Origin of the sequence: Methylobacterium sp. E-066, assembly GCF_022829635.1 — a bacterium.
Classification (GTDB): domain Bacteria; phylum Pseudomonadota; class Alphaproteobacteria; order Rhizobiales; family Beijerinckiaceae; genus Methylobacterium.
In genome coordinates this window covers 1-15,383 of sequence record NZ_JAKSYO010000136.1, presented here as the reverse complement: position 1 = coordinate 15,383, position 15,383 = coordinate 1, and the positions used below count along the sequence as shown (strand labels likewise).

The 15,383-nt window shown below is 63.6% G+C and carries 11 protein-coding genes and 2 pseudogenes; 7 read left to right on the top strand and 6 right to left on the bottom strand.

Going from position 1 to position 15,383, the window contains the following annotated elements; translation table 11 throughout:
- The first annotated feature begins 154 nt into the window (after window positions 1-154).
- Complete coding sequence (locus tag MKL20_RS19590) at window positions 155-1,327, top strand: chromosome partitioning protein ParA (protein WP_244038079.1); 1,173 nt, start codon at window positions 155-157, stop codon at window positions 1,325-1,327.
- Between the two features lie 418 nt (window positions 1,328-1,745).
- Complete coding sequence (locus MKL20_RS19585; RefSeq protein WP_244021914.1) at window positions 1,746-1,997, top strand: hypothetical protein; 252 nt, start codon at window positions 1,746-1,748, stop codon at window positions 1,995-1,997.
- Between the two features lie 1,077 nt (window positions 1,998-3,074).
- Here the strand turns inward: MKL20_RS19585 and MKL20_RS19580 are convergent.
- Entirely contained in the window at window positions 3,075-4,259 is a 1,185-nt protein-coding gene (locus MKL20_RS19580; RefSeq protein ID WP_244021916.1) for a cupin domain-containing protein, read from the bottom strand.
- A gap of 222 nt (window positions 4,260-4,481) precedes the next feature.
- On the opposite strand from MKL20_RS19580, the gene MKL20_RS33165 reads away from it, so the two are divergent.
- Entirely contained in the window at window positions 4,482-5,723 is a 1,242-nt protein-coding gene (locus tag MKL20_RS33165; RefSeq protein WP_244038078.1) for a helix-turn-helix transcriptional regulator, read from the top strand.
- A 280-nt stretch (window positions 5,724-6,003) separates the two neighbouring features.
- On the opposite strand, the gene MKL20_RS19570 is transcribed toward MKL20_RS33165, so the two are convergent.
- On the bottom strand, window positions 6,004-6,168 hold the full coding sequence (locus tag MKL20_RS19570) for a hypothetical protein (RefSeq protein WP_244021920.1): 165 nt from the start codon (window positions 6,166-6,168) through the stop codon (window positions 6,004-6,006).
- Between the two features lie 62 nt (window positions 6,169-6,230).
- Window positions 6,231-6,446: a hypothetical protein gene (locus MKL20_RS19565; RefSeq protein ID WP_244021921.1), complete on the bottom strand. Its 216-nt coding sequence runs from the start codon at window positions 6,444-6,446 to the stop codon at window positions 6,231-6,233.
- A gap of 687 nt (window positions 6,447-7,133) precedes the next feature.
- Here MKL20_RS19565 and MKL20_RS33280 point away from each other — a divergent pair.
- Both MKL20_RS33280 and MKL20_RS19560 read left to right on the top strand, forming a co-directional pair.
- Window positions 7,134-7,325 (top strand): annotated as a pseudogene (locus MKL20_RS33280) (DUF6538 domain-containing protein); the annotation flags it as partial.
- Between the two features lie 421 nt (window positions 7,326-7,746).
- Complete coding sequence (locus MKL20_RS19560; RefSeq protein ID WP_244038077.1) at window positions 7,747-8,607, top strand: hypothetical protein; 861 nt, start codon at window positions 7,747-7,749, stop codon at window positions 8,605-8,607.
- Window positions 8,608-9,194: 587 nt separating this feature from the next.
- Here the strand turns inward: MKL20_RS19560 and MKL20_RS19555 are convergent.
- Window positions 9,195-9,779, bottom strand: coding sequence for a transposase (locus MKL20_RS19555; RefSeq protein ID WP_313902739.1), 585 nt, complete (start codon window positions 9,777-9,779; stop codon window positions 9,195-9,197).
- A gap of 127 nt (window positions 9,780-9,906) precedes the next feature.
- Window positions 9,907-10,071: an autotransporter-associated beta strand repeat-containing protein gene (locus MKL20_RS19550; RefSeq protein WP_244038075.1), complete on the bottom strand. Its 165-nt coding sequence runs from the start codon at window positions 10,069-10,071 to the stop codon at window positions 9,907-9,909.
- Between the two features lie 229 nt (window positions 10,072-10,300).
- On the opposite strand from MKL20_RS19550, the gene MKL20_RS19545 reads away from it, so the two are divergent.
- Entirely contained in the window at window positions 10,301-11,344 is a 1,044-nt protein-coding gene (locus MKL20_RS19545; protein ID WP_244038074.1) for a hypothetical protein, read from the top strand.
- Between the two features lie 270 nt (window positions 11,345-11,614).
- On the opposite strand, the gene MKL20_RS19540 is transcribed toward MKL20_RS19545, so the two are convergent.
- The gene (locus MKL20_RS19540; protein ID WP_244038073.1) at window positions 11,615-11,923 is read right to left on the bottom strand and encodes an IS200/IS605 family accessory protein TnpB-related protein; all 309 of its coding nucleotides are present in this window, start codon (window positions 11,921-11,923) and stop codon (window positions 11,615-11,617) included.
- A gap of 856 nt (window positions 11,924-12,779) precedes the next feature.
- Here MKL20_RS19540 and MKL20_RS19535 point away from each other — a divergent pair.
- Window positions 12,780-15,383: pseudogene (locus tag MKL20_RS19535) on the top strand (autotransporter outer membrane beta-barrel domain-containing protein); the annotation flags it as partial.

The following is a 15,383-nucleotide window of genomic DNA, read 5'->3' as shown; positions in this document are numbered from 1 at the left end:
TCCTTGGTATGATCGGTTCCCTCGTCAGGACTGATCGTGCCGAACTCGCATCGAGCAGTCCCACCCCCGAGCCGGGGGCCGCCGGTGCCGAACCTACCCCTGGCGAGGCTAACACGTCGTTCTGATCCGTTCCTCCAACGCCCGCGAGACCGCCATGGCCATCGACTACCGTTCCGAACTCCGCAGGCCCCTGCCGTTCAGCCTCGCCGTCGTGGCGGCGGTCCTCCTGGTCTGGCTCGTCGTCGCCTCCATCGCCGGTGCGAGGCAGAGGACGGCGCGGGATCACCACATCCAGGACCTGGAGACACGGCAGGTCGCGCTGCAATCGGACCTCAATCAGCAGCGGGCGGCTGCGGGAACCCTCGACGGGCTCAAGGAGAGGATCGCATCGGCCCAGCAGCAGGAGCGGGACATCACACAGGCCGGGGAACAGGCCAAGGCGAGAGCCGAGAGCCTGGCGACGGAACAGCAGGCGGCCGAGCGCAAGGCCGGCGAGGCGAAGGCCACCGCGGAGGCCGAGACGACCAAGCTCACCGGGCTGCAAGCTCAGGTTACCCTGGCGGAGCAGAAGCTCGCGCCGATGAAGGAGGCCACCACGGCCGCCGAGCACGCGGCGACTGCAAGGACCAAGGAACTGGCCGACGTCGGGCGCCGGCTGGAGGAGACGCGCCAGCAAGAGGCGAAGCTGCGGTCCGACATCGCCGCCATGTCCCAGGAGGCGACCGCCAAGACCGCCGACCTCGCGAAAGCCGAGGAGAGCCAGCAGAAGGCGCGCGATGGCTCGGCCGGCGCTCAGAAAGATCTCGCCGATGCCCGCGCCGCGACCGAGCAGGCGACGAGGCAGAAGGCCGAACTGGAGCGGGCCGTCGACGGTCTGACCGCCAATCGTGAGAAGCTGGCGAGCGACGTCTCGCAGGCTGGCCAGCAGGTGCAGCAAGCCAAGGATGGGTTGGCTGCGACGCAGAAGGAACTGGCCACGGCGCAGTCCGAGCGGGACCGTGTGATCTCCGAACGGAGCCAGGCTGAGCAGGCCGTCCAGAAGCTGGCTTCCGACCGCGACGGCGCGACCTCGGCGGTGGAAGCGCTGCAGAGGAGGCAGGCCGACGCCCAGGCGCAGTTGGCGACCCTGACCGAGACGCTGGCCACCCGGAACAAGGAGATGGCCGCCCTTGAGGACCGGATCGGGACGACCCGGCAGGAGCTTGCCGTGGCCCAGGCCAAGCTCGCCGAGGTGCGTCAGCAGCTCTCGGACCAGCCTCCGTCCATGACGGTGCATCCCGGGCCATCCCAGCCGCAAGCTCCTGCCGTCGCCCCCAGATCCGAATAATCCCTCGGGACTTGGGCCGGAGGGTCGCTGGACCGGAGCAGGGCCAGCTTCGTCGAAGGCTGACCCCATCCAATCGCCGTGCAGGGGACGGACAGGGAGCTCCAGATCGGCGGGACAAGGAGGAGGAGCTCTGACCGGCAGGTGTTCAGACGGGGCGTAACGGACGTCCAGGGTGGGAGCGTGCTGCGACCTGAAGCACGGTGGTTGATGCAGCTTTTGAAGGCATCGGGAATTCCACCGTCGCGTCCGTATTCACGGTTCGCCACCGGAACGGTCCCGCGCGCCGGCCCTTTGCCCAAGACGATGGAAGTCGATCCCGAATGATATTTCGCGATCCTTCCGGACCCATCGGCAATAAACCGGAGACGACATGTCCAGGACGATCTCAGCTGATTTCAAATCCCGCCGGGATGCGGAGATGGCCGTCGAGCACATCGTGCAGGATCACGGCCTTGATCGGAATGCGGTGCAGGTCGGTCCCGCCTCGGATGAGAACACGGCCGGGACCGAGGCGGCGCGGGCGGATGTCGAAAACGGGCACCTGAAGGCCGGGACCGAGGGCGAACCCGCCCTCGCCGGCAAGGTCAGGGTCTCCGTCGCGGTCGATGACGCTATCGCCGAGAAGGTGCTGTCCTCCTTCGCGACCTTTCACGGTGACATTCGCGGCTGAACCCGCACCTGACGGTCACCCGCGGGGGCCGCCGGCGAAAGCCTCGCCGGGGTGGAGAGCGTCGCCTCGCTCTTCCTCAGCCGCGTCGACATCAAGGTGGATCGCCGGCTGGCGAAGGGGCAGCAATGCAGACAAACGCGACCGCGTCCGTGGCCAGGCGGCCATCGCCAACGCCCGCCTCGCGTACGGGGTGTGTGAGGACAGCGTCGCCTCCGCGCGCTGGCACGCCCTGGGGAGAGCACGGCCCCAACGCCTCCTTTGGGCATCCACCGGGGTGAAGCCCGCAAGGCTGCAACATGAGATGCAGCGAGGGGGAGGCGCTGCATCTCGAGCAGGTCACGGCCGATTGTTTCCAAGGGTCACTCCCATCGCAGGCCATCCGCTGCGGCGCAGCATCAATGGCTCGGCCGCTGCAGGCAAGATCCTCGACGGGGGCGATTGTTTGATCGAAGCCGGGGGCCTGGAGTGGCTTGCGCGAACCTGCAACCCGGTCTTGGCCAACGTCCGCTTCGGAGAAGTCGGCGAGAATCTTCAAATGGCAGAGTTGGGCGCAAAGTGAACGTCCGGTCCTGAGCGCGACGGAGATCTGGCGTGGCGTAGTAGCCGAAGGCTGTCTGACCGCGTTATGACAAAGGTTTGCAGGACGCGGACATCCTGCTACGACCCAACGGACCAGCGAATTTGATCCGCACGGAACCTGGAATTCCAACGAACCGACAGATTGCATACGATGCATGCGTCGCTCTTATCGTACTGGAGTAAGACCCAGTCGATCTCTTGTCGTGCGAACGTTCCCCCGTACGATGGCTTGCCCGTCGCGCCAAATGACAATACATGAATGATCCGCTCTTGGTCCGCTCGACTGTACCGAGGTCAAGAGTTTAGGATCGATGCTCACCATTCCCCAATCGTCGGCTAGTTCCAGGACGATAACGTCCGGAGCCGGAGGCGTGTCTAGCGTTTGCAAATCGGGTGCTTTTTGAGGCTGCTTTATCGCAATCCGCGCATCAAGCCTCCCCGGCGCAGCAAATAGAATGATGGCTATGATTACGAAGGTGCTATACGGTGCTGACATGGTCAAACCGATCGTGTGAAAACGATCGGCTCTTTCGGTAGGCAAGCCAGGTCATCTTCCTGCAATCCTAGATTCGATGCGATAACCTGGCGGGGTGCCAAGGTCATCCACTGCGATAGCGAGCACTCCTGGTGCAAGGGATTGTCGTGAACGCCGACAAAGGTGCACGGCTCTTCACCGATGTTCTCGATCATGTGTGCGGCGGCTCGCGGCAGGTAAGCGCAGTCGCCAGGCTTCAAATCCGCCGTTGCCAAGCGCTTCTCGGGCTCGAACACCGTCACGCGCGTCCGGCCTTCGAGTAGAAAGTGCCACTCGTTCGCGCTTGGATGCCAGTGCGGTGCGTGCAGGGCGCCCGGAAGCAACGTCTCGCTGAAACCCGTCATCGTCGTCGAGATCGGGAACGCCTTGGCCGGAGCAATGCGCAGTGTGCCGGCGGAGCATTCGATCAACGGCTGAGCCTGCGCGAGCGCGAACCGGTGCGAGCTTGCAGCGTTCAAGCGTCGCTCGCCGCGGGCGACATCTCCATCCAATGGGATCACTGGACCTTGCGCGATGTAAACTTCAGCCTCCGGCAGATCGCGGGTCACGGCGTCGCTCAAATCAAACGCTGCCCGTAGGATCGAGTGGTCGAGCCGGCTGAGCCAGTCGCTCAAGCCGAAGGTTCCGTGATCACCGTAGAGACCGTCGTCGAACGCCAGGATCGCGTGACAGGGCACATCGCCCAGGGTTTGGATCGCGTGAGCATGGCCAGCCGGAAAAGACCAGGTGTCGCCAGGCCCAAAATTCACGACCTCCAAGCCGCCGTCAGGATCCAGAACCGTCACCTGACAATGGCCGCCAATCACGTAAGCCCACTCAGCCGACGAATGCCAATGCATCTCGCGGACGCCGCCGGGATTGAGGAACAGGTGGGCGCCCGCAATGCCGGTCGCGATTGGCAGTTGATTGGCGGTGAGATCACGCGCCCAACCACCCGAAGTCGCCTTGATGGTCCCGCCGTCGAGCCGCCCGGTGAAGGGCTGAGCTGCGCCGGGTTTGCGCGGGATAGTATGAACGAAGGTCTGTGAGGACCAAGCCTCCTTACCGGCTGCTCGACCGTCACCGTCAACTCCGAACGCTTGACCCGCTGCGACGGCGCCCACGCCGAAGGCCAGTCCACCCAGGAAAAACCGTCGCTCTGTTTCCACGTGCCTACCTGTCGTTTAGCCTTTAGCGTCGAGCTACCGATCGGAGGAGATTCTCCGCTGCTGCGGGACGATCGACCGGACGCGCTCGCATCTGCCGGCCACACTCGTATTTTATGAGGCATTCGACCTCACCCGAATGGATGATATGCTACATTCAGACGTGCATCGAATCAGGGCCAGCCAATGTTGGCCGCCTGTAATACCAGCGCGCGAGGATTCGAGGTGACGAAACCTGAATCGTCTCAAGGATCGCCTGGATTTTCGAGCAAGGCCCTTGAAGACAGGCCTGTTACACAAAAGCTGCAAACAAATCTTGTCGTGCTTCGCGGTACCACGGAGGCTGAGCAGCTCTCACAAATCCTCAGTGCGGTGTATGATGCAGCGCTCGACTCGGAGCGTTGGCCGGAAGCGTTGCAACTCGCCACTATATTTTTAGGCGGGATAGCTGCAAATCTGTTCTGGCAGGACCCTGTCAACAACCAGGCCGCTGTGTTTCACGATTGGGGTGACAACCCCAGTTACGTACAGTTGTATTTTGAGCGCTATGCTGCCCTAAATCCCTATTTTCCAGCTATATCTTTTGTTCCGACTGGGGTCGTTTTTAGCGGCGGGGACATCATTCCGCATGAAGATTTTGCGCAGACTCAGTTCTATCAAGAGTGGGTAGCCCCACAGGGCTTCATCGATGTGGTCGGCGTCAATCTCCATCGCTTTGCCTTAGGCGTTGCGGCGTTCTCCGTCCGTCGCAGCCGAGCGCAAGGGTTTGTCGACGACGAGATGAGGCGGAAGATGGAACTGCTCGCCCCACATCTGCAGCGGGTTGTGATGATCGGCCGAGAGTTTGACGGAATTCGATCGAAGTGTGTGTCGTTGGAAGCAGTGCTCGATCTTGTGACGGCGGCAGTTTTTTTAGTTGATGCTGCTGGCAAACTCGAACTTGCCAACGCGACAGGGCTCGCTCTTTTGAAACAGGGGGACATGCTCGGTCGGCGCGAAGGCGTCCTCGCCGCATCAGACCGTACTGCTGATAAGACACTTCGAGCGGCTTACGCCTTGTCCGGCACCGGGGACGATCACGCGATGAAAGCTTGTCCTCCCTCAATTGTTCTGACGAATAAACAGAGAGAGCGGTATCTCGTGCACGTCCTGCCGCTGTGTTCGGGTGCTCGTCAAACGGGTAGTCTCGGCCACCGGGCGCAAGCAGCTGTGTTCGTTCGCAAAACCGAGGTGCCAATCACATCTGGTATTGAAGTGCTGGCCAAGCTCCATGGCTTGACGGCAAGTGAGGCCCGGGTCTTACAGGCGGCGGTCGCGCTCGGTTCGGTCGCTGAGATAGCAAGCTCCCTGGGCGTGGGGGTTGCGACCGTAAAAACGCATCTTGCGTCCCTGTTTGCAAAAACAGGGACGCACCGCCGCTCCGAACTGGTCAGCGCCGTAGCGGCGCATGGCAACCCGCTGCTTTGAAGCGCAATGCCGACCGCTGTGATCTAAATTAATCTCGCAGCGTACCGTCTGCAGCACTCGAACCGTACAGTTTTAATCCGGGTGCTGGGACGCCGCTGCAGGAGTCGGATCTGGGCAGCCAAGCTGCTTGCGATCCAGCGGTGTCGATGCTTGTGAGCACGCGAATTTCGGCAAGTCCCTCAGATCGTCTGCGCGCCGGTCGGGCTTGCTCTTTGTATCGAAATCTCTGTATGGGCTGCGCAAGACAGATATTCGTCAGAGATCTTGGTCCGATCGATTATCAGTCGAGTGCAGCGATTGCGATTGGATCACTGCTTTCAACGGTCTGATAAGACATGGCAATGTGGGAACCCCGCTCGATGAGCTGCCTCTGGCCAAGCAGCATCAGCAGGGCGAACGCACCCCATAGCGCAACAAATAAAAGAGGCGGCCCTTCGTCGGACATGCGATTTGCTCCTCTGCAGGGGCCCCAAAGTTAGGTAGTGACCGCGTGTAAAGGTGGGGGGATCAATCGTTAGATGTCTCACCCGATTGCTCAAATCGAACCGCTTTTTCTGGCGGCTGTGCAGTACTCAACGAGGTATAGCCTGGGCATCCGATCTGCTGAAGCTCCAACGGCGTCGAGGCCAGCGCACAGGCCAATTCCGGCAGGTCTGCTAGATCGTCCGCGCGCGGCGCAGTAGCTGTAGCGATGAGCAGGACGGGCATCAGAATGTAGCGCATTAGAAGTCCCTCTGCGAAGCCCCCGATGGCAGAGGTATCGGGAGTCGAAGGGAGGCGCGTCATCCGTTCGGAGGATGTGAAGCCTCGAGCTTATGCCTCCCCCCGTCCAAGGTCGTAAAATTACCAACTTCATACCTACAGCCGCGGAGCCAGTGGTTCAGGCCGCGGTATGGCCACGATTACGGATCGACGCACTTTGTTCTGCCCTTTCAGGCCGATGGCCGATGATTCTCCAGCCATCCTTACGCTAATGAGCGAGCATCACAGCCGGCATGATGAATATCCGCTACTGAGGAGCGGCTAAAGCTTCTCGAATGACTAGGATGGACGCAAAGCCGAAGGTCCGCTTATCGGCGCCCCGGTATCTTCAATGCTGAGATTTTTTTCACAGCCAACACCACTGTGATTCGGCAGGACTGTTCGTCGCATATTGGCATCCGATGGCCTTGCTGAAGGGTGATCGCGCGCTGTCGAACCCGTTCTCACAGTTTGACGTGTGCCACGAAACGTTGCTACGAAGTGCGAACTTGGAGCGAGCAAAAGCCTTTTATTTGCAACGGGCTCGGGCGTACGGCGGCGAATCCCCCCCTCTCCGCCACTCCTTCCCCAGGCCTTTGATCCGGAAGAATATCCAAGCATTCCAGGTGCTTGCGGCCGTCGCGGTGGTACACAAAGGTGGTACACACCATGCCGATGCCGTTCGCGCGCCCTTGGCGCCATCCGAAGACGGGCATGTACTGGTTCCGGCGCCGCGTGCCGAAGGAACTGCAGCCACTGCTCGGAAGGTGCGAGGAGCGCAGGACGCTCGGAACGAAGGAGCCGGCTCTCGCCAGGACGCGCTACCTTCAGGCGGCCGTGGAGATCGATGAGCGCTGGGGGCTTCTGAGGCGATCGGCGGCCGCCCTAGCCTCTCTCGCGCCGCCCCCCAAAGGCGCGCCCAGAGGCGGGACGGAGCCTCCTTCCGATCAGCATTCGTTTGATTGTCGTTCCTTCGGAAGCGACCCCGATCGGGTCGCGCCCACTCCTTCGAGCCTTCCGGCCGTTCCGTCCGCGCCGACAAGATCCGTTCCTTGGCGTCCGGCCTTCGAGACCTATGCTGCCGAGGCGAAGCTTGCGCCGTCCACCATCAAGCGCTGGGCCGGCGTCCTGACGGCGCTCGAGGAAGCGCTCGGCACCGACGACCTCGCTCTCGTGACGCGCGGAGACTTGATCGCCTGGAAGCGCGATCTGCTAGCCGCCGGCCGCGACCCGCGACCCGCGAACCGTCCGCGACGCCTACATCGCTGCAACGAAGGCCCTCATGAACTGGGCGGTGGCGAACAGCCATCTCGACACGAATCCCGCCGCAGGAGTCGTGGTGACGGTGCCCGACAAGCCGCAACTCCGCGACCGGGATTTCACCGACTGCGAGGCCGGGATGATCCTGCGGGCCTCGTTCGGTCCCCACGACGCGAGACTGTCGCGGGAGCACGCTGCGGCACGGCGTTGGATTCCCTGGCTTTGCGCGTATGGCGGGGCACGCGTCAACGAGATGACGCAGCTGCGCGGCCGCGACGTGCGTCGGGACGGCGCCGCATGGGTGATCCGCATCACGCCGGAAGCGGGAAGCGTGAAGACCGGCAGGTGGCGCGACGTGCCGCTTCACCCCCACCTCGTCGAGCAAGGCTTCGTCGACTTCGTCCTCGGCTGCGGATCCGGGGCACTCTTCTACGACCCTGCCCGCGGCCGGAACGGGCAGGCCGCGCATCCGATTTACAAGAAGGTCGGCGAGCGCCTTGCCGCCTGGGTCCGCGCGATCGGGGTCGTCGACCCCGACGTGGATCCGAATCACGGCTGGCGCCATCGTTTCAAGACGATGGGCCGCCGCGCTGGAATCGACCCCGCATTGCTCGACGCAATCCAAGGACATGCTCCGCGCACCGAGGGCGAGCACTACGGTCGCTATCCGGTGGAAGTGATGTTCGAAGCAATCTGCCGGATGCCGAGATACGAGGTCGGAATCAGCTGCGGATCTTCGGCCCCGACGACGGCCTATCCATCGAATCGGGAGCTTCCGAACGCGCGAGCTGAGGATCCAGGAGCGGAGCGATTTTACCGACGTCGGCCTGCAGGCGCCCGTAATGCGCCGCCTCCACGAGCAGGAGGACGTGATTCGGCATAGCTGTGGATTGGCGTCGAAGCGTCACCTCTCAGTTTCGGAAGAAATGACCTGTGGATCGGCGTCGAAGCATGACCCTGGAATAAATGTAGCTAAATATTTGTTCGGACTACAAAACTGAAATCGAGATGGGGTCACGATCGGCGTCGATCGTGACCCCATCTCGCCATCCAATTCAGGCGCCATCTCAATGACTTAAGCCTGCTTGCGAGAGGGGTGACGCTTCGACACCGATCCACATGCGACCCAGGCCGGGGTTTCGCCTGGGCGTCCGAAGAGGTCGGGCAGCAGGCCGTGAAGGCGTTGCGCGACCGCACTGCGGAGATCGTTGGCAACAGCGGCGGCCTCCGCACGGAGCTCGTAGCGCGTGGATCACGCCCAAGGCGGGCGGCCGATCACCTTGTCAGGATATCGCGCCTCCGGCTGCGCAAGCCCAGTCGACGTGCTCCCACGGACGACTCCGACGCCATCGCCCCGAAGCCGGGGCCCGAGAACCGCACCACATGAACGCCCCCCCTCCAAGCCGCTTATGCGGCTCCGGGAGGGGTTTCTGGGCTCGCGCCCACGGCCAGTTCCTGACCGATGTTCCACTAGACCCAGGCACCGACCTGATCGCGGGTGATCACCCGCCCGTCCGGCAGCACGTGGGTGCGCTCACCCACGCACTTCTTCCGGACAACGCCCGAGATCGGGTTGCCAGCTTCTTCCGCTTTGCAGACCAACTGGGAGAGAAACGCACCGGGCGCGGTATCGAGGATCGGACGATTCAGACCGGCCTTCTGGGCCACCCGCCTGCCCGGCGTCTCCGCCGTCCCACGGGCGGAGGCCGTCATGGTGCGGATCGACAGGTCCTCGGTGACGATGATCGCGTTATCGCGCACCAGCCGTGCGGTGCCCTGATGCGTCCGGTCCTTGCGCCGATTGGCCAGTCGGCGGGACCGCCAAGCCAGGAGCCGCTTCGCCTCGAGCGCGCGCTGCGAGCGCTTGCCGCGCAGGGCCCGGGATAGGGCGCGCTGCTGCTCGCGCAGCGCCTCCGCCTCGGCCGCACCGAAGCGCTCGTTCGGTACCTCCCCGAACCGCATCGGGCCGGTGCAGGTCGTGACATAGGTCTCCACGCCCCAGTCGATGCCGACGACCCCCGTTCCTGCCTCGCGGTGCGGCTGACAGGCCAACACCAGCGAGAGCCACCACCCGTCAGCCCTGCGCGGCCGTTGGCGGTGGTGCCGCCCCGGTAAATCGAGCCCGGGACCAGGGTGAGGCTTCCGGCAAGGGTGCTGGACCCCCGGAGGCTCGGATCGGCCCCTAGGCGGTGACGGGGCTGAGCACGCTGGCCGTGCCGAGGTTGACGCTGCCGAACCAGCCTTCGCTGGTGGGCAGGGTGCCGGTGATAGCGAGGTCGCCACCCTTGACGGTGATCGGCCCGGAAAGGGTGTTGCGCCCGGTCAGCGTCAGGGTACCGGCGCCCACCTTGGTCAGGCTGCCGCCGTCGACGATCTAGCCGGCATAGTCGGCCGCGATGGCGGACATCATTCACAATACAATCACGCCAAACACGGCTTCAGCGCCCAATCCGGCTGTCGCAATACCCAGTCAGCGTTGAGATAGGGTCAAAATTCGATTAGAGGCCAGAAACTTTCAAACAGCAGGGGATATTGAATTTGAAGACTGGCTGTATGGGCGATTGGGCGGTAACTTTATGACCGAGTACAAATCTATTGGATCGGCCATGCGTGTTCTTATGGTCCCCCTGCTTGCGCTGGAAGCGAGTTTGATAGCGGGATGCGCAGTATATCCCCTACCACAGGACAGTGCAGGCGTCAAAACGAAGGATATTGTAGCCAATATTCGATGCCAGGCCAGACGCGCAGTTCGGCGCGCCGCTATCAACACGTTGGAAAGCTTCAAAACAGATTACGTAACCGCGAGATATAGGGGGTTCGAGCTCGCGCGCCTCCTTGACAGTGATGACACAAACTGGGATCGCTTTTCCAAAATCAATTTATTTACAAACAAAAAGGCTAGAGATTTATTTTCTTATTATGCAACAAGTCTTGTTACATACGAATTTACATTGCGGATGACGGAAGAGAATAAGCAGGGGGCCGGCGTCGATTTGGCAAGGCAGTTTTTGAGGCGCGTTGATCGCATCGGCATCGGAGCGACAGAGGGTAGGCTGAGAGATAACAGCCGGATCTTCAGTCTACACGACACATTTTATAACTTGGCTACTGGAATAAATAACGATTACTGCAAAGAAAATCCTGGCGTAGATTTCGTATTCCCCACCCGCGGGCATCTTCCGGTCGAGGACTTGATTGATACCTATACATATATCAATGAATGGGCGACCTTGGATAAAGCAAACAATCCTAATTTCATGGGCACTCCGAAAGGACCTGCTACAAGGCAGATGGCGGATACGATCACATTCACGACAAAACTTACCGTTATCAATAACCCAACTATCGCCTACAATCCGGTCGGGTATGGATTTTTTGCATCTGGTGTGAATTTCACAAACGAAAACTCTAGGCAGGATTTGCATAAAGTGATCGTCACATTGACGACTACAGACGTTCCGGATGGGCGCGGTGACTTCAAATCTGCATCCCCCCTTCCACCTGATGCGTTGCGGAAGTCCGGTGAGGATGCCATTGTCTCGGTACGGTCGAAGAACGCACAAGACGATTTAAGCATGATCGCGCAGAGCATTAGTCAATTCAATCTTTTAGTCCCGTGATTGTACTTTTCGAAGAAGGCCCTAGCTATGTCCTGTCCGGCCTAACCGCGAGGCAACAACGCCGGTCGGCCGACCTTTCTGAACGGGAGTGACAACTCCCCGCCCTGAAGGACAAGGCTTCTCGCGACAGCTACGCGGCCACCCGCCCGCTTATGTCGCGAAGGCCGTATCCCGGCCCGAAGGCGCGATCCCGGATCACCTGCGCTGCAGCGACGTCGCGACCGAGATCGCAGCCGCACCCGCAGATGTGCCGGCGGCGCGACCGCGGCTTCACCGCCACCGCGCCGCAAGCGGGCACGTCCGCGCCGTGCCCCGGGGATCGAGGCGTTGAACCACCGCACCGGCGCTTTTAGCCTTGTACGTGGTGAGATCGACGAGGAGACGCCAGGAGGCGTCGTGGATCGACCGGGCGAGGCGCGACCGCGCCAGCCCGGCCATGTTGAGGTCTTCGAAGGCGAGGCGCGCGTAGCGCTTCACCAGCGCCCTGGAGAGCTTGTGGGTGTGGTCGCGCCGCTGGCTCGTGATCCGCCGGCCAGCTTGGCCCGCGCCTTGGCCCGCCGGCGGCTGCAGCGCCGGCACCGGGCCAGTGCCCGCTGGCGCCGGCGCTGTACCTTGTTGATGCAAAGGGGACAGTTCGCCCGCAATTGTCCACATCGACGCCCGCAAATCCGACCGAGGTTGGCCCGCACGGTGTGAATTGGCGTCGAAGCATGATCCCGGAATAAATGAAGCTATCTCTTTGTTCGGACTACAAAAACTGAGATCGAGGTGGGGTCACGATCGGCGCCGATCGTGACCCCACCTCGTCATCCAATTCATGATTAATACCAATGACTTAATTCTGTTTGCGAAGGGGTGACGCCTCGACGCCAATCCACAGTCAGATTGAGCGTCCGCTTTTCAGGTTACGCCACCAGAAACCAGACTGGCAGGAAACCACCCGTTTCAGTCATCCGAATTTTCCTCAACAACGCCCGGGATCGGACGCTCCAATAATCTGTAGTTACCCGGAAATAAAAAATCATCAAATACAGCTAAATTTGCTCTATAGTTTGCGAAACGTAAGTTTTGACAGCGGATATACGCAAATATAATATCGACTATTTAATCGTCAACAAGCTCACCCTTGATTTAATTAGTCATAAAGATTTCATTAACCATTGTAATGAGAGATTGACCTCGCGTCGAAGAGATATCGACGCGTGGCGATCCGGTACGCCGAAGCCCCTGACCTGCCCGCGAATGGCTGAGCGTGTTTGCCGAGCCACGCGGGCGAAGAGCCTCATTTCCGATGCCCTCCTTGCAAAACCAGCCATTTGCCCCGACCTGCGATAGCAAGATCCGCGATGGGGCCCGGCTTCCGGCCACGGCCGTCACCGTCGTAGCGCTGCTCTTGGGCTCGCCCGCGCGCGCCGCCGAGCGCCCGGAGCCACAGGTGACGACCGGTGCGGATGGGCAGAACGGACAAGCCAACGCCTTCTTGTCGAACGTCGCCGCGACGCCCGGCCAGGACGGCAGCGACCTGAGCTTGATCGATATCGATCCGGCAGCCGCCGAGCGCGACGCCGCCGCGACGATCGAGATCGGCTCGAAAGGCGGGCGCGGTGGGCGGGGCGACACGCGCGCTTGGGCATCCGTCCCCGGTGCCAGCGGCGGTCGCGGCGGTTCGGTCGCGGTGACCCTCGCGGAAGACGTGGCCGGGCGGGGCGAACAGATCACCGATGCTGCACAGCCGGACTTCAAGCCGATCCCCCGGTTCTGGGTCTATTCCAGGGGCGGAAACGGCGGTGACGCCCAGAAGGATGTCGGCGGCGGCGGCGATGCCGGGTCGGCCGGCCTGACCCTGTCGTCGCGGGTCTCGACCGAGGGGCAGGCCTTCCTCGGGGTCCGGGTCAGCGCGGTCGGCGGCAATGCCGGCTTCGGCGGCACCGACGCGGACCAGACCGCGTCCAGACGGGGCGGTGCCGGCGGTCCGGCCTCGCTCACGGTGACGCGATCCGGCCAGGTGATCACCGACGGAGTCGGGGCGACGGCCATGATCGTCGAATCCATCGGCGGCGCGGGCTCGATCCGCGGCAGCGGCACAATCTACAGCAATCCGTTCGTGACGCAGGGTGGCGCAGGCGGCACCGCGCGTCTCGACATGTCCGGGACGATCAGGACCTCCGGCGACTACGCCCTCGGCGGCCTCGTCCAGAGCATCGGCGGCAACGGCGGGCGCCAGCCCGATGCCGGTGGGCAGCCCGGTGCCCGGGGCGGCGACGGCGGCACGGTCACGGTGAACCAACGCGGCACAATCGTCACGGCGGGTGATTACGCCCTCGGCCTGGTCGCGCAATCCGTCGGCGGTCCGGGCGGCAAGGGCGGCGGCGGCGTCTTCGGCGGCGGCAAGGGCGGCGATGCCGCCAGCGGCGGTGCGGTGATGCTGACCAACAACGGCACGGTGGCGACTTCCGGCGCGGGGGCGACCGGTCTCGTGGCGCAGAGCATCGGCGGCGGCAGCGCCCTCTCAGCCCTGCCGGTCTCGGCCCTCGAAGTATCGTCCAAGACCACCGGCGGCGGAGCCGGTGGCATCTCGTACTGGTTCGGCCGCGGCGGTGCCGGTGGCACGGGGGGCGCCGGCGGTACCGCGACGATCATCAACGACGGGGGCCGGATCACGACCGGGGGCGAGACCGCGTTCGGGGCCCTGGCGCAGAGCATCGGCGGCAGCGGCGGCACCGGCGGCGGCGCCTTCCCGGCCGGCGCCTTCTTCTCGCTCGGCCTGGGCGGGAGCGGCGGCGGCGGCGGCGATGGCGGCCTCGCCCGCTTCACCGGCCTGGGCGGCGCAATCGAGACAGGCGGGAACGGATCGACGGCCGTGCTGGTGCAGAGCATCGGCGGCGGCGGCGGGGTGGGCGGCGACGTCAAGAGCATCGCGGCCGGCGTGGTGATTTCGGCCTCCGTGGCGATCGGCGGCAGCGGTGGGAAGGGCGGGAACGGCGGCGAAGCACAGATCGACAGCAGCACGACCGTGACCACCGCCGGTTACGCGGCCAACGGCCTGTCCGTCCTCAGCATCGGCGGTGGCGGCGGGGTCGGGGGCGTCGCGAGCGCGACGGCGATCACGGCGCCCCTGGTGACGCCGAGCGGCAAGGCGCTGCCGAGCTTCGCCTTCTCGGCCGCGATCGGCGGCTCGGGCGGGGATGGCGGCAATGGCGGCACTGCGGGCGTCGTCAATACCGGCCAAGTCACGACCTACGGCAACGCGGCAATGGGCCTTCTGGCCCTGAGCGTCGGCGGCGGTGGCGGCATCGGCGGCGATGCGGCGGCCTATGCGCTGGCGGTCGCGCCGCCGGGCGAGATGGCCGTGTCCGTGTCAGCGACGCTGGGCGGTACGGGCGGCGGTGGCGGCAATGGCGGCACCGTGAAGGTCGAGAACCGCGGCGTGGTGCAGACCTCGGGGGACGGTGCCTTCGGCATCGAGGCCCAGAGCATCGGCGGCGGCGGCGGCAATGGCGGTGGCGCTACCGCGACGAGCAACAGCATCAGCCTCCGGCGGAACGTCGACGTGTCACTGGCCATCGGCGGCACCGGGGGCTGGGGCGGCACCGGCGGCACGGTCACCGTCACGCAGGCCGGGACCATCACGACCGGTGGCACCTACGCCGCCGGCATCCTCGCCCAGAGCATCGGCGGTGGTGGCGGCAACGGCGGCACGAGCTCGACCCTGGCGGCCCCCGGCTTCTCCCTCGACAAGACCGTCAACGACCTCCTCGGCAAGCTTCCCATCGCCGATGCCCTCACGGTGACGACGACGATCGGCGGCGGGTCCGGCATCGGCAACCGCGGCGGCCTCGTCACGGCCACGAACCAGGGCGCGATCGCCACCAGAGGTTCGGATGCGAACGGCATCGAGGCGCAGAGCATCGGCGGCGGCGGCGGCACGGGCGGCGGCGCGTCGGGGTCGGCCGCGGGCAAGCTCGCCGTCAGCCTGAAGCTCGGCGGCAAGGGCGGTATCGGCGGCAGCGGCGGGGACGTGACCGTCACCAATACCGCA